This is a genomic window from Streptomyces sp. NBC_01171 (assembly GCF_045039805.1).
In the GTDB taxonomy this organism is placed as follows: Bacteria; Actinomycetota; Actinomycetes; order Streptomycetales; family Streptomycetaceae; genus Streptomyces.
The window spans coordinates 2,155,707-2,175,581 of record NZ_CP108609.1 but is presented as its reverse complement, the minus strand read 5'-3'; the positions used below and the strand labels follow the sequence as shown (position 1 = coordinate 2,175,581).

12 protein-coding genes are annotated in these 19,875 nt (G+C 66.5%); 10 read left to right on the top strand and 2 right to left on the bottom strand.

What is annotated here, in order from left to right; translation table 11 throughout:
* Window positions 1-882: a non-homologous end-joining DNA ligase gene (gene ligD / locus OG448_RS09840; protein WP_405552849.1), complete on the bottom strand. Its 882-nt coding sequence runs from the start codon at window positions 880-882 to the stop codon at window positions 1-3.
* Window positions 883-947: 65 nt separating this feature from the next.
* On the opposite strand from ligD, the gene OG448_RS09835 reads away from it, so the two are divergent.
* The 10 genes from OG448_RS09835 to drmB all read left to right on the top strand — a co-directional run bounded on the left by OG448_RS09835 (window position 948) and on the right by drmB (window position 18,632).
* Window positions 948-1,991 carry a Ku protein gene (locus OG448_RS09835; protein WP_405552847.1) on the top strand — a complete coding sequence of 348 codons (1,044 nt, stop codon included), beginning with the start codon at window positions 948-950 and terminating at the stop codon, window positions 1,989-1,991.
* A 227-nt stretch (window positions 1,992-2,218) separates the two neighbouring features.
* Window positions 2,219-3,286: a hypothetical protein gene (locus OG448_RS09830; RefSeq protein WP_405552846.1), complete on the top strand. Its 1,068-nt coding sequence runs from the start codon at window positions 2,219-2,221 to the stop codon at window positions 3,284-3,286.
* Between the two features lie 168 nt (window positions 3,287-3,454).
* Window positions 3,455-3,991, top strand: coding sequence for a DUF3761 domain-containing protein (locus tag OG448_RS09825; protein WP_405552844.1), 537 nt, complete (start codon window positions 3,455-3,457; stop codon window positions 3,989-3,991).
* Between the two features lie 432 nt (window positions 3,992-4,423).
* On the top strand, window positions 4,424-5,407 hold the full coding sequence (locus OG448_RS09820; RefSeq protein WP_405552842.1) for a hypothetical protein: 984 nt from the start codon (window positions 4,424-4,426) through the stop codon (window positions 5,405-5,407).
* Window positions 5,404-5,595: a hypothetical protein gene (locus tag OG448_RS09815; protein WP_405552840.1), complete on the top strand. Its 192-nt coding sequence runs from the start codon at window positions 5,404-5,406 to the stop codon at window positions 5,593-5,595. The genes OG448_RS09820 and OG448_RS09815 overlap by 4 nt, the downstream gene beginning before the upstream one ends.
* Window positions 5,592-6,047, top strand: coding sequence for a DUF6308 family protein (locus OG448_RS09810; RefSeq protein WP_405552838.1), 456 nt, complete (start codon window positions 5,592-5,594; stop codon window positions 6,045-6,047). Before OG448_RS09815 ends, OG448_RS09810 begins: the two co-directional genes overlap by 4 nt.
* A 1,399-nt stretch (window positions 6,048-7,446) precedes the next feature.
* A complete protein-coding gene (locus OG448_RS09805; RefSeq protein WP_405552836.1) occupies window positions 7,447-12,159 on the top strand; it encodes a sacsin N-terminal ATP-binding-like domain-containing protein in 4,713 nt (1,570 codons plus the stop codon).
* Window positions 12,156-13,673: an NERD domain-containing protein gene (locus OG448_RS09800; protein WP_405552834.1), complete on the top strand. Its 1,518-nt coding sequence runs from the start codon at window positions 12,156-12,158 to the stop codon at window positions 13,671-13,673. Before OG448_RS09805 ends, OG448_RS09800 begins: the two co-directional genes overlap by 4 nt.
* Complete coding sequence (locus OG448_RS09795) at window positions 13,670-16,849, top strand: helicase-related protein (protein ID WP_405552832.1); 3,180 nt, start codon at window positions 13,670-13,672, stop codon at window positions 16,847-16,849. The genes OG448_RS09800 and OG448_RS09795 overlap by 4 nt, the downstream gene beginning before the upstream one ends.
* Complete coding sequence (drmB, locus tag OG448_RS09790) at window positions 16,830-18,632, top strand: DrmB family protein (protein ID WP_405552831.1); 1,803 nt, start codon at window positions 16,830-16,832, stop codon at window positions 18,630-18,632. Before OG448_RS09795 ends, drmB begins: the two co-directional genes overlap by 20 nt.
* A 454-nt stretch (window positions 18,633-19,086) precedes the next feature.
* Here the strand turns inward: drmB and OG448_RS09785 are convergent, their stop codons facing one another.
* Window positions 19,087-19,758, bottom strand: coding sequence for an Eco29kI family restriction endonuclease (locus tag OG448_RS09785; protein WP_405552829.1), 672 nt, complete (start codon window positions 19,756-19,758; stop codon window positions 19,087-19,089).
* Between the last annotated feature and the right edge of the window lie 117 nt (window positions 19,759-19,875).

Here is a 19,875-nt window from a genome sequence, read left to right as displayed (position 1 = left end):
TCAGGGCAGCCGGGCCGCCCGCTCGGGGTCCAGCAGGCCCGCGAGGAGATCCCCGTACCGCTCCACCCGGGGCGCGACGTCCTCGGCGAGGAACGTCAGCTCGGCCGGTGCGCGGCAGTTCTCGACCTCGTCCCAGGTGATGGGCGTGGAGACGGTGGGGGTGCTGCGGGCACGCACGGTGTAGGGGGCGGCGGTGGTCTTGCGGGCGGCGTTCTGGCTCCAGTCGACGAACACCTTGCCGGGCCGGAGGCTGCGCGTCATCCGGTGCAGCACCAGCCCCGGCATCGCCCGTTCCGCCTCCACCGCGAGCGCCTTGGCGTACTCGCTCGCCTCCGCCGAGGACCCGCCCCGCACCGGCGCCAGCAGGTGCAGCCCCTTGGACCCGGCGGTCTTGGCGTACGCCTCGATCCCGTCCGCCGCGAGCCGCTCCCGCAGCCACAGGGCGACCTCGCAGCAGTGGACGACCGTCGCGGGCGCGCCGGGGTCGAGGTCGAACACCAGCCGGTCGGCCTCGTCCGGGGTCTGGACCAGCCACTGGTGGGTGTGGAACTCGGTCACCAGGTTCGCCGCCCACATCAGGCTCGGCAGGTCCTGGACCACCACCATCCGGGCCGCGCCCGCCGAACGGGGGACCTCGGCGGTCGTGACCCAGTCGGGGGTACCCGGCGGCACGTTCTTGGCGAAGAACACCTCACCGTCGGGGCCGTCCGGATAGCGCAGGAAGGACACCGCCCGGTCCCGCAGATGCGGCAGCAGCACCCTCGCGGCGGTGGCGTAGTAGTGCAGCAGCTCGCCCTTGGTGAAGCCGGTCTCCGGGTACAGCACCTTCTCCAGATTGCTGAGCGAGACCCGCCGCCCCTCCACCTCCGTCACTGGCGTCATAGGATGACAATCGCAGAAACGGGACGAATCGGATAAATCGAAACCGTACGGAAGGGACCCGGCACGTGCGATCCATCTGGAACGGCGCCATCTCCTTCGGCCTCGTCAGCATCCCCATCAAGCTGGTGAACGCCACCGAGAGCCACGCGGTCTCCTTCCGCCAGGTCCACACCGAGGACAACGGCCGCATCCGCTACCGCAAGGTCTGCGAACTGGAGGACCGCGAGGTCACCCAGTCCGAGATCGGCAAGGCGTACGAGGGCGCCGACGGCGAGATGATCCCGATCACCGAGGAGGACCTCTCCCACCTCCCGCTGCCCACCGCCCGCACGATCGAGATCGTCGCCTTCGTACCGGCCGAACGCATCGACCCGCTCCAGATGGACGCGGCGTACTACATCGCCGCCGCCGGAGCGCCGGCCGCCAAGCCGTACACCCTGCTGCGCGAGGCCCTCAAGCGCAGCCACAAGGTCGCCATCGCCAAGTTCGCGCTGCGCGGGCGGGAGCGGCTGGGGATGCTGCGCGTGGTCGGCGACGTCATCGTCCTGCACGGCCTGCTCTGGCCGGACGAGGTACGCGCCCCCGAGGGCGTCGCCCCCGACGTGGACGTCACCGTCCGCGACAAGGAGCTGGACCTCGCCGACGCCCTCATGGACACCCTCGGCGAGGTCGACCTCGCCGACCTGCACGACGAGTACCGCGAGGCCGTGGAGGAGGTCATCGCCGCCAAGGCCGCCGGCGAGACCCCGCCCGAGACCCCCGCCCCGGCCGACGGCGGCAAGGTCCTCGACCTCATGGCGGCCCTCGAGAAGAGCGTCCGCGAGGCCCGCGAGTCGCGGGGCGCGGAGGGCGCGGGGGAGGTCCGCAACCTCCACGGCCGCGGCACCCCCAAGGAGACGGGCGCGAAGAAGTCGACGTCCACCACGGGGAAGACGGCGGCGAAGAAGACGGCGAGCGCGCGGAAGTCGACGTCCAAGGCGGAGGAGCCGAAGGGGGCCGCGAAGAAGGCGACGGCGAAGTCGACGTCCAAGGCGGGGGAGAAGAAGGCTGCGGCGGCGAAGAAGGCGCCGGCGAAGAAGAAGGCGGCTTCGGGGAAGCGGTCGGCTTGAGGGGCGGGGCTGGGGTTGGTGGTGCGGGTGGGGGTGGAGGCGAGGACGTCGTCCCATGCCAGCCCGTGCCGCATGAGGTAGGGCAGTGGGCCTGACCTGGAGCGGTGGCCTGGGACGGCCAGGACCAGCGTCAGCCACGTACGCCGGGTCACCGCCCGCGCACGCCCTCGCGTCCCGTACCTCGGATTCCCCTCCCCGAACGCCGCGCACTCAGGCACGATGAACAGGTGACATACGTGGTGACCGTGGCGATGGCCCCGCCCCAGGGGGCTCCGGAACTCGACGCGCTGCGCCGGGAGGGAGTGGTCTTCCTGCTGCGCAAGGGCTTCGACTCGCTGGAGGCGGTCGAGGGCCCGGACGGCATGGAGGTCGACCTGCTGGACGACGTGATAGCCGCCCACCCCGGCGGGGCCCTGCTGAAGCTGTTCGTGGACGCCCCGGCGCTGGAGTTCGCGGAGGACGCGGCGCGGGAGGTGGTGACGGAGCTGATGGAACGTACCGAGGCGCTGTCCGACTGGCGCCTGACCCGCTGCGCGGTGGAGCTGAACTCCGAGCTGCTCCAGGAGAGCCTGGACGCGGCCGACGGCCCGGACGCCCCGCCGTCCGACCCGGCGGAACGGGCCCGGCGCCACGCGGCGGGCACGACCCCCGCGCCCCCGGACACCCCCGGCCACTCCGAGAGCCAGGCGATGCGGACGAGGCTGCGCGAACTGGCGCCGAGCCTCACGGCGTTCACCCTGGAGGCGTTCGGCCACGACGAGTCGGTGCCGGAGTGCGAGGTCGGCAGAGAGGCGGCGGAGATAGCGGCGGGCGCCGTGGTCTACGCGATCGACCTCCTGGTGGACGAACTCTTCACCGACCTGGCCGCCTTGGAGGACGACGGCCCCACGGTCGCCCGCAGCAACGCCACGTTCATGATTCTGGACGACCTGCCCCCGCACCTGGCGGACGCCTACACGGTCCTCTTCACCCGTCGCCTCACGGTCACCGCGATCACCCTGACGGGCCGCCTCACCCGCCCCCCGTTCGACCACCCCACCTGCCTGGCCGAGGAACTCCTCCTGAAGTCGTTGTTGAACCAGGCCGAGGTAACAGCCGACCTCTACAGTCTGTTGTCGGACGAGGTGACCCAGGCCCTGGAAACCTTCGCCACGACCCTCCACCCCCCGACCTCCCCCCACCCGGCGACCCCGGAGGACCCGGACACGTGGTTCACCCCGTACACACCGGTCTCGCCTGTGCATCCGTACGCGGCGAATGAGAACGAGGAGACGGTGGTGGAGTTGCCGGAGTGACGGCGACCGGCGCACGTGCGGCCTGGCTCCGTGGCGAACGCGAGCGGCTGCATGGGTAGTTGAGAGTTGAATTATCACAACTCGGTCACCGTCTTCACGAGTTCCTCACGCGCGACGTGCCGGCGTAGATAGCTTCATCCCTCACGTACTCGCACGGGGGGATCTCTTATGAGCTACTACCAGCCTCAGCCGCCGTTCCAGCCTCCGCCCGGACCGCCGCCGGCCCGTCTCGCACCCAAGTGGGCCCGCAAGCGCTTCGTGCTGCCCGCCCTGGGCCTCGCGTTCATCCTGGGCATAGGCAGCGCCGGCGCCGACGGCCAGAACCCGAACACGACGAAGTCGGTGGCCAACACCAAGGCCCTCCCGACGGCCACGGCCACGGTCACCGCGACAGCCACGGCAACGGCAACGGCGACGGAGACCGCGAAGCCGGAGCCCGCGCCGACGGTGACCAAGACGGTCAAGGTCAAGGTCCGGGTGACGGTCACCGCCCACGCGGCCGCGGCGGGGTCGGGAAGTTCGACGTCGGGCGGCTCGTCGTCCGGCGGCGGTTCCAGCTCGTCCGGCGGATCGAGTTCGTCAGGGGGCTCCAGCTCGGGGGGCGGCGGCGCGACGGCCCTGTGCAACGACGGCTCGTATTCGTATGCCGCTCACCACCAGGGGGCTTGCTCGCATCATGGGGGCGTCGCCGTCTTTTATCGGTAGTCCTCGTATTGGGTGGGTGCTTCGGCGCCTGTTCCGGGCCACCCACTCGCTCATATACGAAACCTGGGTCTCGCACTTCTGGTGTCGACGGGACCTCTGGGCATCTCGCGGTGGGTGCCGCCAACAGGACCCGCACCTGTACACGCGGCTCCGGAGACACCCTGCGAATCGCCTATTACTCCTGGTCAGCGGGTTGTACGGCTCCTCACTAGCCGTCCTTGTCCACGTATAGTCCGCAGTCCGCAAGAAGTGGTCGAACTGTGTCCTCTTCCGTCGGCCTACGGCCCGCTTCGTGTCCAGGGCCGCTGTGTGTGGAAATTGGGAAGGTGGCGTGTACCTTCAGGGCGCTATCGTCGGCCTATGAGATCAACCACCCGTCACCGCCTGTCCGTTCGCATGGGCACGGCTCCTGTGCCTGCTCTCATGGAGGGCATGCCAGCGTCCCTCGAACCTGCGCTCCGCGCTTGGATCCAGGAGACGGCGGCACTGGATCCCGACGAGGCACACCATGTGACGGTGCGGTTGGATCTCGTCCTACCGCAGGCGGATTGGGATAGATACGAACGCCAGCTGCGAAACCGCGAGTTGGAGCAGGCACGGCTCGACCGGCGCTGGGAGGCGGAGCAGGCAACGAGGACGGAGACCACTCGTGCCGTCCTAGCGCCAGTTGTGCCACTGCCTCCTGACCCATACGTGCTCTTCCTGGCCTGGGGAACGGAGCGGGAAGTCCTTTGGGACGTCGTTGACGACTTGCTCTGCTTGCTGTGCACCGAACCGCCGGCCCCGGAGAAGTCGCCGTTTGTTACCTGGTTCAGCGGCAGTGTCAGACGGACCAAGCGTATTGTCGAGCCGCTGAACCGCTTGCTGGTTGAGTCACGGTCGGTATACGAGGTGACCCCGGATCAGCGCGGCCTCCAACGGAGGATGGAGGCGGGTCTCAGCGAGGCGCTGGGCGTGGCAGCGAATGCCGCTGAGAGCAGCGGCTACCTTGCGGCTCGGCAGTACCTTGAGCGGGCGCGCGACAAGCTGATGGCGGTGCACACCGACCCCAGCGGTGCCTACGTTGACTTGATCCGCGCGGTTGAGGCTGTTGCTTGTCCGATGTTCCTGCCACGTGACCAGCTGCCCACGCTCGGCAAGGTCCGCGATCACCTCCGGAACGCGGACGCGAGGTACGAATACGTGCTGACGGACAAGTCCGGGAAGCCGGGCAACACCGGCGGGGTGGTCGCCATGCTTACGGACCTGTGGGAAGGACACAGTGACCGGCACGCAGGCGGTCCGCAGGAGGTCCCCGTGTCCCAGGAGGCGGCCGAGGCCGCGCTGACAACCGCCACCGCCTTGGTGACCCTGTTGAGTAGGAGGGCGGTGCGGCCGCGTATCAACGCACCGGCACAGCGCCAGGAGGCCCGATGACGCTGAAGATCCCGGCGGTCTTGTGGGATCGGCAATACGTTGCTGGCCTGCTGCGTCGTTACTGGGCGGTCCTCCCCAACGGTGCGCCGGCTTATACCGGTGCGCGGTTCGAGCGGTTGACAGGCGGCGGAGACCAGCCGGAGGATGCCACTTCACGCTGGCGGACTTCATTGCCGTTGCCACGTTGAGTGTTGACGTGCCAGTACGGGCAGTCCTCCAGGTGCTAGAGCCGACGGGTCGCAACCCTTATGGCCGTCTACTCTCACAGATTCCCGTGGACCTTGAGCTCGCGGCAGCGGAGGAGCGGCACGTTGCCATGGACAGTCCAGCGTGGAACCTGTGGCAGAGCCTGCGCGATGTTGACGGCATAGGCTCAGTCGGCGCTGGGAAACTACTTGCTCGCAAGCGCCCTCGCTTGCTGCCTGTCTACGATTCGGTGATCAAGAAGGTCTTCGAGCGCCCCCCAACTGACTTGAGCTTTTGGTCTGACGTGCGCCGCGCACTTCGCGCTGACGACCGCACGTTGGTAGCCCATCTCGAAGACGTCCGCGGCCTGGCAGGCATCGGTGAGGACATCGGTGTGCTTAGGGTCCTCGACACAGCTGCATGGCTCCATGGCAGGGACGAGCAGTTCAGCTGAGAGGCAGCTTCTGTGCGGCCCGACGCTATGGCAGCCCCGACAGACACCGCCTACACAATCGGATAGCGTGCCTGAAAGATGAAGAGATCTTCCTGGAGGACTGCGACGGGCGCGTCCTCCCTCGGACCAAGCCGCAGGGAGCACCCGCACCACTGACGACCGGCAGGGTGCAGTTCGGTCAAGCTATGCGGGTGGTTGCTAGACGCCGCAGAGGATTGACTCCCTCTGTACCGCGTCCTCCGTACTGCGCAGGAGGAGGCGCGAAGCCGGCTGCGCTGATTGCGCAGCCCAACCTGACCGCGACCAGCCGCTGACAGTCCTGAGTCCCGAGTCCTGGCACGGCGAGCGCGCCGCCCGCTACGAGACCCAGTGCGACCGGGAGACTGCCCCCGTGCCGCAGCGAGCGCGATGCTCTTCGCTATGCCGCATGCCGTGAGTCGTTCCGTGATCCGGTGGGTGGGAACGGGGGCGCACAAGGGGCGCACTGCCTCGGTGGTGTGCCCCACTGGTCTACGCCGATTCGGCAAAACTGCTTCCGCTTCCTGAGCGGTTCCTGAAAGCTTGAACAGCGCACAAACGCGTGGATTTGTGAAGATCGATTCATGCGCCACCGAGGTGTGGCGCTAGGAAGCGGTCGCCGTTGAGGCGGGCCGGTTGGGTCGGTCGAGGCGGCTCCGGGTGTGAGGCATTTTGCCTGGCAGGCAGACTTCCTGATGGCGTGACGTCTCTGTCGTGGCGCACCGGATGTCGCACGTAGATTGCGAATCGGTAACAGGGGTTCCCTGTCGTGACGTTTTATTGAACGCTTAAGCTCCATGAATGAGGGGGACTCGTGAGGGTTGTTGAGTATGCCTGGCGGGGGGCCAGGCGGTGGGCTCGGGCGCTGCATTGACCCCGCAGTCACACACGAGGAGACCCGGCTGCACCCCGCTGGGGCTGGCAGTGCCACTCCCGCAGCGCGGTGCACCCAGGGTCGATGTCGAAGGCTTCCGCTTTCAGGGCAGTCGGCCGTGCCTCAGCGGCTTCAGGTCTGGGTCCACCCTGAATATCGGTGCGTTGGGGCAGGGATACGCCCGGCTGATCCCGGCAACGAATGTGCGATGCCAGCCTGCAACCCCGATCGCTGGCATCGGGATGCGCTGGTTGCAGAGAAAGTTAGGGCCCTAACTCCGCCGACTCGCTGCAAGTTGGGCGTTCGAACGCCGGATGACCACGGCTCGTCCGCCACGGCCACAAAAACCGACCTGATACAGGTGGCTGTTCTTACTGTCCGCAGCAGGTCCGGCAGTGTGCGATTTACGCATGAGTGAAAAACAGGGCGATCGTAGTTCAGGAGCCACGTAGATGCGGGGCTGTCAGCCTGCGTCGTGGTGACAGCAGTTGAGGCGGTGTAGTCGTGATGAACAAACGTGCCGATTGGGTCCCCGACGCCGGGTTGGTCCGGGAGGTTGATGACCTCTTCGGGCGGGCGATTGATTCGTATCGTGCGAATCCGAACCTGATCACGGAGCACGCCAACCAGGAGGAGTCCATCCGGGTCGGGGGCTACTCGAACCGCACGCTTCTGGAACTCGTGCAGAACGCGGCTGACGCCATGTCGGGGGCTGCCGAACACGAGGAGGGAGCGGGGCGGGTCGAGATCGTCCTCGACCTTGACCGCCAGACACTGTACTGCGCGAACGCCGGCCGTCCGTTCTCCCGAAGCGGCCTCACCACGCTCGCCCATGCGCATCTCAGTGGTAAACGAGGCGACGAGATCGGGCGGTTCGGGCTCGGTTTCAAGTCGGTGCTCGCGGTCACCGACACTCCACAGGTGTTCAGCCGATCGGTCGCCTTCGAGTTCAACTCGTCGAAGGCGAAGGCGGCGATCGCGACGATCGCGCCCGCCTCCAAGAGACTCCCGGTCCTGAGGACCCTGACCCGGATCGACGCGGAGGCCGAGTTCGTCAAAGACGCGATCCTGGCCGAGCTGGCGGAGTGGGCGGTGACGATAGTCAGATTGCCGCATGCGACGAGGCTGGAAAATCTCAAGAAGGAGATCGAGGAATTCCGATCCGAGTTCCTCCTCTTCGTCAACTCGGTGCGTGAGATCCGGCTCCGGGTAATCGGAGCCGACGCGAACTTCGTGACGAGTCACGTGTCGTGGGAGCTGGGCGACGGCAGGTTTCGGATCGAGCGTCCAGACGGTGACCACGAAGAGTGGTACGTCGACAACCGAATGCATGCACCCAGCCCCGAGGCTCGGATCGAAGTCGGCGAAGCGGTGTCTCGTGACCGAATGAAGGTCACGGTCGCGATGCCGGCACGCTTCGCACAACTGAGGACGGGCGAGTTCTGGTCGTATTTCCCGCTCCAGGACAGGACATCGGCATCCGCCCTTTTCAACGCCCCCTGGAGCGTCAACGACGACCGCACCACCCTGCTTTCGAACACGTACAACCGAGAGATCCTCGTGACTCTCTCGGGGATGTTCCTGGACATGCTGCCGAAGGTGTCGTCCGTCGACGATCCGGCAGCACACCTGGACTACATGCCGGCGCGTGGCCGTGAAACCCATTCGTTCGGCGACGAGATTCTCTGCGCCCATGTTCCGCAGCTCGGCTGTGAGAAGGCTCTGATCCCCGACGCGACCGGCGTGCTACGCACGCCGCTAGAGCTCCGCCCCCTCGACTTCGGCGTCAGTGAGGCGTCCGAACGTGACCACGAAGAGTGGATCAAATCGCCCCACACCGAGGACGCCGTGCCGCACTGGCGTTGTTACGCCAACGGTCAGCAGCGTGTGACTCGCTTGAGGGCGCTCTACGTGTGCAGCGTCTCCACCGCCTTCGCCGACTCACGCCCCAGAGATGATTTGAAGGCGTTGGAGAAGATCTCCAAGAGAGGTGTCCTGTCTTGGCTGCGTGAGTGGACGGAGGGGCCGGATGTGGCCTCTGCAGCGAAGGCGCTCGATTTCGTGCTGCGCAATCCCAACGGCTTCGGTCCTGCGAAGGTCATACCGACGACCGGCGGCATGTTGTCCATCAAGGACCGTGACCGGGTCTTCCTACATCGTGCGGAGGATGTCGACATCGAAGGAGCGTGCTTCGTCGATCCGGACTTCCTGGCTGTTCCCGGCGTCGAGAAGAAGCTCGGGGACAGAGGCTTTCGGGATCTCGATCCTCTCTCGATGTTCGAGGCCAGGATGGCCAGGCTGTCGCCCGAGGCCGAGGCCGATGAACTCCCGAAGTTCTGGGACGCTGCCACCGATGTGCCGATGGCACAGGCACAGAAGGTCGTGGCGGGCAACAAGGCAGGTGCTCTCAAGGTTCCGACACGCGACGGTGGTTGGGCTCCACCCACGTACGTGCTGGACATCGACGGTCTTGGCGACAGCGCACCCGATCGAGTTCTGGACCGGACGAAGTGTGTTCCCCAGCTCGCACACGCGGCAGGCGTCATCACCGAGCCGGTCGGCTCGTACTCGCTCGAGGACGAGGTCCACTTCGATGACTACTGCCAGTACGTGCTGGACGAGGTGAACCGGAGGCTCGGGCCCGGAGAACGCCCCGTCGAGCAGGTGGAGTTCGACAGGGGGGACGGTCCCGGCCCGTTCTCGGTACTCCTGATGTTGGAAGACGCGGGCGCGTCCGAACTCGTACGCGAGCGGTGGACGGAAGGACTGCTCAGACTCGACCAGGCAGGTCACTGGCTCTGCACGGACATCGACACAGGGCTCAGCCACAGGGTTCGGTCTCCTGTTCGATGGGCGGCTGGCCGAGCCGGCCTGCTGAAGTCGGCTCGCGGCTACCGGACTCCCGACCGCGTAGTCTCCGCGTCGCTCGTCGAGTACGAGGCCCTGCTGCCTCTCTTCCGAGGACCGCGCCACGTCGAGGACGCCCTGCAGCTGCCCAAGGACCTGGGCGAAGTCCCTGCAGAGGTCCTGCGTGAAGCGCTCGATGCGGAGGCCACCTCGCAGATCAGCAACGTGGCCCTGACGGGTTTCGTCCTCACCGCGAGTCGGTTCGCATTCCCGGAGGGGCATCCCAGGTTCATCCCCGCCCGGGTGGGCCGCGTCATCGAGAGGAGGCGGCCCGATGCGGTGTACTTGGCGACGACCGAAGAGGAACGCGAGTTCCTCAACCTGAGGCAGAAGCCGTACCTCAAGGTGGATGAGGACGAAGCGGACGAGTTCGTCGACCTGGTCGGATGCCGACGGTTCGAGGACAGTTTCTCCTTCTCGCTCCTGGTCGACGGTCGGCAGGTCGAGGAGCGCGTCCTCGATTTGTACACCGGACTGCGTTCGACGTTCGTCGAGGACAAGGTCACGAACGCGACCGTGGCGAAGGCCGTCCAGATCACGAAGCGTGTGACCACGGAGGACGGCGTCGAGGACCAGTCGCTCGAGTGGCACCGCCAGGGAATGACCCTCGTGGTGCAGGCAGAACTCGACGAGCGTCGTGTCCTGCAGATAGTCAACGAAGCGTTCGACATGCGCCTGTCGAATGCCGAGTTGAGCGACATCCTCCAGGCACGCGTCGATCAACACCTGGAGATGCAACGGCAAGACGCCCGGGCCGCGTCCAGTGACGTGGAGCGGCTGGCGATCTACATCGGTGACGACACGCTGATGGAGAACCTGCCTAAAGGACTTTGGCAGGCACTTGAGGGCCAAGGTTTGGTGGATGGCTCCACGTCCGTCGCTGAGCTCTTCCTGACCGTCTACGGCAGCGATTCGATCAAGCTTCTCGCAGAGGAGTTCAGCGCCGAGGGGTACACGGACGTTCCCGAGAAGTGGGCGGGGGGAGCGTTGACCGTCGCCTGGCTTCGCAAGATGGGATTCGGCGCCAAGTACGCCGGGCGTCGCACCCGACACCAGGACGATGAGTTCGTCGTGCCCGGTGCCGTAAAGCTCAAGCCCTTGCACGACTTCCAGGAGAAGATCAGGGAGGAACTGGAGGAGGTCCTGACGTCCCGGGGCCGGGACGGTCGTGCGCTCAAGGGCATGGTGGAGCTCCCGACGGGAGCCGGGAAGACCCGGGTGGCCACCGAAACCGTGCTGCGGCTGTTCGTCGAGGGCGAGATGAGCGGAACCGTGCTTTGGATCGCGCAGTCGGAGGAGCTCTGCGAGCAGGCGGTGCAAACGTTCGGCACCGTCTGGCGTTGGCTCGGGGACGAGCGTCCGTTGACGATCGGCCGGCTCTGGAACACCAATGTCGTCCACGAACCGGACACCGAGTTCAGTGTGGTCGTGGCCACCGACGCCAAGCTCGACCGGTTGGCCGACACTCCTGAGTACGAGTGGCTGAGCAGGGCCTCCGCGGTGTTCATCGACGAGGCGCACCGGGCCGGCGGGTCGAAGATGTACACGAAGATCCTCAGATGGCTCGGGGTCGACGGTCGCAGCTGGGAACGGCCTCTGGTGGGCATTTCGGCGACGCCGTTCAAGGGCAGCGGCGACGTCACCGAGCCGACGAAGGAACTGGCGGCCCGCTTCGGTCACCACAAGATGAGCGCCTTCGACGGCAACGCCTACCCGGAGCTGTCGAAGAGAGGTGTCCTCGCCAGGGTCCGACATGAAGTGCTGAAAGGTGTACAGGTCGCGCTGGGGCCGGATGAACTCGCACAAGTGCGTTCCCTGCGCAAACTCGAACCCCAGGTCCTCGACCGCATCGGTCGGGACCAAGCCCGCATGAAGATCCTCGTGGACGACATTCTGAAGCGGGATCCGGAATGGCCGATCCTCGTGTTCACGCCGAACGTCCTGTCCGCCCAGGTCCTCGCCGCGACACTGCGTTACCGGAATGTCGCGGCCGAGGCGGTCAGCGGCCAGACCGGACGGCAGACGCGCCGTGACGTCATCGAGAGGTTCAAGAGGAACGAGATCAGGGTTCTGGCCAACTGCGACCTGCTGATCCAGGGATTCGACGCGCCCGGCGTCCGGGCGCTGTACATCGCGAGGCCCACGTTCAGTCCCAGCGCCTACATCCAGATGGCCGGCCGCGGTCTGCGTGGTCCTGAGAACGGCGGCAAGGAGGAGTGCCTCATCGTGGACGTCGCCGACAACTTCGGCGCGGTCAGCGACTTCCTCGGATTCCGTGCCTACGAGGGCCTCTGGCGAAAGCAGGGATCATGATCCTCATACCGGATCTCGCCGACATCGAGGCGACCACCACCAGCAACGCCGAACGGCGGGTGGCCCGACTGCTGCGAGCGATCGACGGTCCCCCCGACGCCGTCGCCTTCCACTCTGTGAAGCTGCGGAGCCACGCGGTCAAGCAGCAGGGGGAAGCGGACTTCGTCGTGCTCTGGAACGGCGTAGTTATCATCGTCGAGGTCAAGGGCGGGGGCGTCAGGAAGTACGACGGTGTCTGGTACTCCATCGACCGCCACGGTGACTGGAAGAAGCTGCGCGAGTCGCCGATGGACCAGGCGCAGTCGGCGATGTACGCGCTGCGCGACATCCTCCAGGAGGAAGGCGTCGGTTGGTTCGCGACCGAGGCCGTTGCCCTCACTCCCGACATTGACGCGCCTCCGGCAGCCGTGGAGTGGAAGGGGAGCCACTGGTGGGCCAAGGAGCAGATGAGCATTGCCGCATTGACGGAAGCCTTCGAGAAGGTCGCCGGCGAAGCGAGGACCGCTCCCCACGGAATCAGAGTCGCCCGGTCCGAGACGCTCCGGGCGCGTCTCTTCGGTGAGTTCACCAGGATGCCCGTCATCGACGCGCAGCGTGGCGCCGTGCTGGAGGAGCAGAATCGAGCGACCGAGGGCCAGGCCAGGGTCTTGGCCGCGCTCTCCCGGAACCCGAGGATGCTCGTCTTCGGTGGCGCGGGCACCGGGAAATCCCTGGTGCTGGCGGAGGGCGCGAAGCAGGAGGCGGGCGAAGGGAAGTCGGTGCTCATCACCTTCCACTCGCCCGCCCTGGTCGATTTCTTCGGCCCGCGGATCGAGGGCAGAGACATCGATCTCCTTCCGTTCGCGGACCTGTCCGGTGACAAGCAGTACGACGTCGTCTTCGTCGACGAGGCACAGGACCTCATGAACGCCGGCGGCATGGACGCCTTGGACGCCGTGATCCGCGGGGGTCGAGAAGGCGGCCGGTGGAGGATGTTCCTCGACCCCAACAACCAGGCACGCGTCGACGGCGAATTCGACCCGGAGGTCTGCGAGTTGGTCCAGCAGGAGGCGCTCCAGTACGACCTGGACCGGAACGTGCGCAACACCCGTGCGATCGTCCATGTCGTGCAGGAGTACCTAGGCGCCGACGTCGGGGACCCGGGCATCGTCCATGGCGACCGAGTGGAATGGCGGTGGTCCGACGGGACGGCCGGTGTCTCCGCGGCCGAGACCGTGGCTCGCGACCTCGTCGCGAACGGGGCCCGCCGCCAGGACATCTGGATCATCAGTGTGTCCGAGGACGCCGAGCCGCGCAGGAGCGAGGCCGGATTCCTTGTGACCAACCCCCGCTACGCCAAGGGGCTGGAGGCAGAGCACGTCATCGTCTGCGACCTGCCCCAGGAATACAACGACCGGGGACTCGCCGCCTTCTACGTGGCCGTCACGCGGGCGCGGGTCACGCTCCACGTGGTCGCATCCAAGCACGACAAGAAGCGGCTCCAGGATCTTCTTCGAAAGCAGGTTAGGAAGTGAACCTCACAGCAGCCCAGAAGGAGGCCCTTCACCATCTCCGATCCTCCTACGTGGGGCCCGAGGCCGGAGACGAGGAGGTCACGGCGAACCTGCCTCACCGGCAGTACGCCGTCGGCATGCTGTTCCCGGTCGAAGCCGAGGCACGAGGCTCTCACGGGGACGGCAACACGGACGAAGAGGTATCGGCGGATGTCCCCGATGGTGAGGTCGAGGAGAGCGGGGCCGCTGTCCCTCTGGCCGAGGACTGGAAGCCCTCATCCGTCGCGCTCTCCTTCGTCACCGACGGCGACTCCGTCGACGTCGACTTCTCGTGCGGTACGTACGCCGCTGTCGCGGGAGACGGGCCGCCCAGGTGGCGGCGTACCCCGTTCTCCGTCAACGGCCTCGACCTCCGGCGGGACAAGGGGCCCGAGCGCCTTTCCGTGGGTGGAGTCTCGGTCGAGATCGGCTCGCGTTGGCGCGACTTCCAGGGCGACTCGTTGGTCACCGTCCACGTACGGGTCCTGACCGAATCAACAGGCGACGACCGACACGACATCCCTCGGACGCTGTTCCAGGTCCACCTGGCCGCCGCTCCCTCCGCCGGGGCGGAGATCCTGGAGTACGACACGACGCGCTCGATCGACACCGACCCGGAAGCCGCTGAGCTGCGCCTGCGATATCGCAACCGAAGGGTCTACGCGGTCGGGCATGGAATGGCCGCGGACTGGGAGTTCGCGGAGGGCCGTTGTGCCAAGGTCTTCCTCGAGCCCGTGCCGGCCTTCGTGGTGCCCGCCGTCGAGACCACGGGTTTCGACGAAGGGACGGCCGAAGCCGAGGCCTTGGAGCTGGGGCACCTCCAGCAGATCGACAAGGATCCCGAAGCGGTCCTTCGATCGTTGGACGCCTTCCTCGAGGCGTTCGCCGACTGGGCCTCCCGCCAGATGGAACGGGCGGAGGCGTTCAGCGACGAGAGGGCCGTGGCCGTCCGCATCGCCGGGCGTTCGCAGGACGCCGTCGACAGGATGAGGGAAGGCATAGACCTCCTCCGGGCGCCGGGACAACAGGACCTTCGAACGGCCTTCTCACTCGGCATGGCCGCCATGCGTCTTCAGATGCGGCAGGCGTCCATCAACCACGGGAAGCCGGAGGAGCAGGTGCCGGAGCCGCGGTGGCGGCCCTTCCAGCTCGGCTTCCTACTCGTGTCGCTGGCCTCCACCGTCGATGAGGGGCACAAGGATCGGGACCTCGTCGACCTCATCTGGTTCCCGACCGGTGGCGGCAAGACCGAGGCCTACCTGGGTCTCGCCGCGATCGAGGTGTTCCGCCGACGGCTCGCTCACGGCACGGCCGGCGGGGGAACCGCCGTCATCACCCGCTACACCCTGCGGCTCCTGACCTCTCAACAGTTCCAACGGGCCGCGGCACTGGTCTGCGCGATGGAGCGGCTGCGGGCCACGGACGACCGCGCGAAGGGCATGGCGCCGTTCTCGATCGGTCTGTGGGTGGGCAACGAAGTCACCCCCGGCACGCGAGTCGAGGCGCGTGAAGCACTCAAGCGGCTTCAGAAGGCCGCGCGCCCGGAAGAGGCGAACGAATTCCAGGTCGAGAGCTGCCCATGGTGTCTGACGCCCTTGGTGCCGAGACTCAGGAGCGACAAGCCAGAGGACTACGGCATGCGCCTGGACGGCGTGGACGTCGTGCTCCACTGTGTCGACGCGTCGTGCGACTTCGCCGGCGAGCTCCCGCTCGCGGTCGTCGACGAGGTGCTGTACAAGGAACCGCCCACCATCCTCCTTGCCACCGTCGACAAGTTCGCGCGTCTGCAGTTCAAGCCGGAAGCGGGCAGGCTGCTCGGTCTCGGGACCACCTTCAGACAACCATCCGTGATCATCCAGGACGAGCTGCACCTGCTCTCCGGGCCGCTCGGAACCACCGTCGCCGTCTTCGACGCGGTGATCCAGCTCCTGGTGAGCCGGTCGGGCTCCAGTCCCAAGATCGTGGCCTCGACAGCCACCATCCGCGCGTCCGAGGAGCAGGTGGAGGGACTGTACGGGCGTGAGGTCGCCCTGTATCCGCCATCGGGACTCGACGACGACCGGACCTTCTTCTCCCGCCCGGTGGAAAACGGAGAAGGACGTCTCTACATCGGCCTGATGCCACAGTCGGTCTCGCAGCCGTCGGCCGTCATCGCAGCCGTCACCCCCATGGTGGAGATGCCGGAGGCGCTGGCCGCCCGCGCCCCGTCCGCCGCGTCACGGGACGCGTACTGGACGCTGGTCATGTACCACAACAGTCTTCGTGAGCTCGGACGTACCGGGACGCTGGTCGTCGACGACGTCAACGGTCGTCTGGAGCCCCGAGCCGAGAGGCTCGGCTTCCCCCTGCGGCCCGTCAGAGCGGGGAAGGTCCTGGAACTGACGAGCCGTCGCGGAGCCGAGGAACTGCCGAACGATCTCCGCGCGCTCAGGGTCAGGGCTGACGAGTCGCCGGAGGCTGTCGACGTGGTCCTCTCGTCGAACATGCTCTCCGTGGGCATCGATATTCCGCGGCTCGCGCTGATGCTCATGGTGGGGCAGCCGAAGACCACGGCCGAGTACGTCCAGGCCACGAGCCGTGTCGGACGTGGAGACACGAAGGGCGTCGTCGTCACGCTGTTCCGGTCGGGAAGGGCCCGTGATCGCTCGCACTTCGAGACCTTCCGTGGCTACCACGAGGCCCTCTACCGGAGCGTGGAGCCCACCAGCGTCACACCGTGGTCGCTGGCCTCGCGCGAGCGATCGCTCGCCGGCGCGCTCGTGGCACTGCTGCGGCAGTCGTTCACTGCTCTCGCCCCGAACGAAGCGGCGGGTCGGTTCGACCTCGGGGACGACAGGATCCGCGAAGCGGTCGATCGACTCGTGGAACGGTTCCTCGGCTACGTGACGCGCGCCGACGGCCTCGAAGCCCCGGAAACACGCTCCGCCGTATGGGGCCTCCTGAGGGACTGGGACCGACGGGCAGGCCAGGCACGGGAGTCGGGCGAGCCTCTGTACTACCAGCGGACGAAGAAAGACCAGGCAGCTTTGTTGAAGAAGTTCGGCCAGCCCGGCGAAGGGTGGCTCGTCGCAGACTCGATGAGGTCCGTGGAGCCCAACGTGGCGGTCGAGGTCCAGGAACCGCAGGAGGAGGTGCACCATGGAGAAGATCAGGCATGACCTGCGCCTCTCCGAGACGATCTCACCGTTCGGTGTGGGAGCGATCGTCGACGTGCGAGGCGAGTCGCTCATGGCGCCGGACACGTCCTGGTGGGACAAGAAGTTCGCTCATGAGATCAGCTGTGAGCGTCTGATGGCCCGCCTCGGTGCCGGTGTCCTGAGACAACCGCCGGCACACGCGAGCCGAGCCGCAAAGGAAACCCCCGCGTTGCCGTACTGGCGCTTTCCCGCTTGGCGGTTTTGCGAGCGTTGCGACAAGCTCTCGAAGCTGACCGGTAGGAAAAAAGGCAAGTGGAGCAACACCTGTGACTGCGGCGGCGCGCTCGTACCGATGCGATATGTCGCAGTCTGCGAAAAAGGCAGCCACATACAGGACATCAACTGGTTCCAGTGGGCACACCGTGGGCGCGCGGCGAGCGTCAACGAAGCGGTCCGCTTCTGCCGTGACTACAAGGCGCTCAGGTTCCGCAAGCTGGCCACTCGTGGCGAAGGCCTCGCGGCCCTCGTGGTGAAGTGCCACGGGTGCGGGAATGAGCGCAGTCTCGCTGAACTCGTGACGACGGGGGCCCTGCACCGCGACGGGATTCGTTGCGCGGGACGGCAGCCCTGGGAGCCGGAGGCCTCCGTCAAGAAGCTTTGCCCGTACGAGCTGGTTGCGGTGCAGCGTGGTGCCACGGGCAACTACATCGTCGAGAGGATCTCGGCTCTCGACATCCCGGAGGAACGCCCGCAGTCCGCGGAGACGGCCGACAAGATCCGTGGTCACGTGCTCTTCGGGAAAGTCGTGACCGACAACGGCGGACCCCAGTCGGAAGTGTTGGCGCAGCTGATCGCCGACGATCTCGGAGTGACGGCGGAAACCGTCCTCGGCGTCGCGGCGGGGGAGGAAAACCCCGCAGGCGAGCTGCTGCTAGACCTGAAGGACGGTGAGTGGGCGGCGTTCCTGAAGAAACTCGACGAAGGACGCGACCGCACGGGAAGCGACTTCGTCGTCGACGGGAGAAGCCTCGAAGAGCTCGCGGGACCGCAGAGCCTCCTCGCCAAGATCAGCGGCATCGGGCAGGTATGCCGGGTGCGGGAGGTCCGTGCCCTGCGGGGGTTCCGACGCCACGACGCGGAAGCGGCACTGATCAACGCCGATCTGGGGGCTGACAAGTCGTATCGGCCCACCTACCCGGCGATCGAACTGTTCGGGGAAGGCATCTTCCTGCGGTTTGACGAGGAGAAGCTCGCCGCATGGGAGGCACAGCCGGAGGTGCAGGCACGCGCCGGCATCCTCAAGACGCGAAGGGCCGACTCTCCTTGGGCCGGTCGCCTCGACGTGCCGGAACCCAGGTACATCGCCCTGCACACGCTGGCGCACCTGCTCATCCGGCGGCTGGCGTTCGCCAGCGGCTACGCGTCTGCCTCGCTGCAGGAAAGGATTTACGCGAACTCCGACCGCACGGACAAGACCGCCGGGATCCTGATCTATACCGCGGCAGGGGACGCTCAGGGGACTCTCGGCGGTCTCGTTAGGCTCGGGGATCCCAAAAAGCTGATCCCACTCCTGGTGGAAGCCCTGGACGACGCGGACTTCTGCTCCAACGACCCGGTCTGCATCGAAAGCGACCGTCAGGGAGCCTCACAGCTGAACCTCTCGGCCTGCCACGGGTGTTCCCTGGTAAGTGAGACCTCCTGCGAGACCGGAAACCGGCTGCTGGATCGACAGCTGGTCCTGGGCGGAAGCGACGTGAGAGGACTGTTGGACGACGTTCTGACGGACGTCCGACGACCCAGGTGACTACCCTGCGGCCCCGTAGCTGCATGCTTGGGGCCGTAGAGCAGCCATCCTCGGTCACTGCCGGGCGGGATCTGTAACCGTCGCTCCGGACCTCGAGGTGCCGATCAGCCTGTCCACGGCGGACTCTATGGATTTCGCCGGCCGACGGGTTCGGATCTGCTGCGCTGCACTGCTGCGACAGCTCCGGAGGCCCCTTGCGGACTGAACAATGCGGCAGGTCACGGCCCCAACCGCAGTTGATCGGGCGGGCCCAGTCCACGGGTAGTCCACGGGTTGCTGAACATCGCTTAGATGTGAGACGTCAGGCATGGGACTGACTGATGCCGACCCTTGCATCTGGGCTGCGACCCTGTGATATGCGCGGTGGATCTATGGCTCAGGACTCGTCAAGACCGTGCAGCCCTTTGCTCTGGCGCTTGCCGCAGTGGAGTCACTTCGTACGAGCGAAGTGGCCTCAGATGAGGCCCAACTGCTGCCAGTGGTTCATAACTCGGATCCTGGACTCCTGGGCGGTGTACTGGCTGGGCTTCGGCATCCTCTCCGGGGTCGACCACGAGCGCCCAGGGTGAAGATCGTCCCACGGAGGTCGCGCCTGGCTAGTCCGGCCACTACCCGGTGCATGGTTCCCGAAGCCGTCAACAATGGCGTTCCACACGGGTCTGAACTGCCGAAGCATGAGCTGCTCGGCGAGGGAGACGAAGAAGTCAACGGCGACCAGGTACCTCACTCGGAAGTCCGCCACGTCGAGATCGTAAGCTTGTTCGATGGAACGTCGATGGTCTCGGAGGCGATCCCACAGGGCGTCCTCATCGTCAGCGGCTCCAGGCCCAGTCCCCTTACGTCCACCCTCCGGAGTGGCCTTACCCACATAGATGGGGGTCTGGCAGTACGGCTCCGCGATGGGCGCGTACAGCTCATGGGAGCCGACGTAGTAGAGAGCGTAGATTCCGGCTCCTATCATCAGAGGCACGTCGGTGAGCGGGGCTGGCTCCATCTCCAGCATCCGCATCTCGATGCTGCGCCCGAGGTTCTCCAGCGTCAGGGGGTCGTAAGGATCCGGACGAAGCGCTGTTTCACGCCAGTTGCGCGACCTGCGGCCGCCATTCATAGGTGATGCCTCCGACATGTGGTGCAGTCCCCCTCCTTGATCGATGCCTGCCGATGCGGCGATCACTCTAGTCGTGCGTTCCCCCTGGTGAATCAGTACTTTCGTAGGTCTCTGCCCATGATCAACAGCTCCGCG